Raw genomic sequence first — 1,534 nt, 5'->3', positions numbered from 1 at the left:
CAATGACGAGGAGGCCGTCGTCATCGACGCCGCGCACGACGCGGACGCGATCCTCGCCGCGCTCGGCGGCCGGCGGCTGCGGGCCGTGCTCTGCACGCACGCGCACAACGACCACATCAACGCCGCACCCGCGCTGGCCTCCCGTACCGGCGCGACCATCCACCTCCACCCCGACGACCTGCCGCTGTGGAAGCAGACCTACCCGACCGGCGCGCCGGACCGGGAACTGGCGCACGGTCAGGTGCTGACCATCGCCGGGACGGACCTCACCGTGCTGCACACGCCGGGGCACGCGCCCGGCGCGGTGTGCTTCCACGCTCCGGACCTCGGGGTCGTGTTCAGCGGTGACACGCTCTTCCAGGGGGGACCCGGCGCGACCGGGCGATCATTCTCGGACTTCCCGACCATCGTCGAGTCGATCCGCGACCGGCTGCTGACCCTGCCGCCCGAGACGAAGGTCCTCACCGGCCACGGCGACAGCACCACCATCGGCGACGAGGCACCGCACCTGGAGGAGTGGATCGCGCGGGGCCATTGAGGCGTGGCGTACCCGTGTCGCTTGCTGCCGGTTTTCGAACCTTTGCGCCGCTATCCCCTGCACTCCGGGAGGCGGTCCGGTTACCGTGCTCCGTATGGCAACCAGCACCGCACCGACCGCACACGGATACGCCTTGCTGATTGCCGCCGATCCGCCGGTGCGCCGGCCCCTCCCGGCGACCACTGTGCTGCCGCAGCTGGCCGCCGTTCCGCCGGCGCACCTCGTGGGTGCCGCGTACGCCAGTGCCGTGCAGCTGGCGAACCCCGACGACCCCAACACGGTGCTGACCCACATCCGCACCGCGGCCGCCGTCGAGGGCCCGCTGCTGATCTACCTGGCCGGGCACCTCCAGGTGGACGCGCGGCAGGGCAGACCGCACCTGGCGCTGGCCCGTACGGCGCCGCGCACGGTCCGGTACACCGCGCTGCCGTGGCACTGGCTCACCGCCGAGCTGCGGCACCGGCCGCCGGGCAGCACCACGGTGCTGGCCGACCTCGCCGCCGCGCCCGAGGTCTGGCAGCAACTGGCAGCGGGGCGGCTGTCGCTGGGCGGACCGTTCCTGCTGTACGGCGCCGTGCAGCGCGCCGACAAGCGGAACCAGGCCGCGCCGGCGTACACCCAGGCCCTCGCACAGGCGCTGCGCGCTGCGCCCCGGCGGCCCGGCACGGAGGAACTCCACCACCACGCGGCCCGCACGGCCGCACTGGACGGCGCGGGGACGCTGTGGCTGGGCGGCCAGCCGGTTCCGGACGGGGGGCCTGGTGGGAGCCCTGCCGGGGGGATTGCCGGTGGTGCGTACGGTGCGTCCGCGTACGGCCCGCCTGCGTCGGGTGCGCCCGCGCCCGAGCCGGCGCTTGGGCCCGCGTCCGAGCCTGCGCTCGGGGCTACGTACGAGCCTGCGCTCGGGGCCGCGTACGACCCCGCGCTCGGGGCCGCGTCCGAGCCTGCGCTTGGGCGTGCGTACGAACCCGCGCCCGAGCCTGCGCGTGCGCCCGC

1 protein-coding gene and 1 pseudogene are annotated in these 1,534 nt (G+C 75.0%); both read left to right on the top strand.

The genetic code is table 11. The annotated features are described in order from the left end of the window. Positions 1 to 538 (top strand): MBL fold metallo-hydrolase (locus tag C3486_RS36585; RefSeq protein WP_103837134.1); only part of this gene is annotated, 538 nt, incomplete at its 5' end. A 94-nt stretch (positions 539 to 632) separates the two neighbouring features. Further along, a pseudogene (locus C3486_RS36580) lies at positions 633 to 1,534 on the top strand (hypothetical protein); the annotation flags it as partial.

The organism is Streptomyces sp. Ru73, from assembly GCF_002920575.1.
GTDB lineage: Bacteria > Actinomycetota > Actinomycetes > Streptomycetales > Streptomycetaceae > Streptomyces.
The sequence above is the reverse complement of the archived record's forward strand: the minus strand, read 5'-3'. Positions and strand labels throughout refer to the sequence as shown.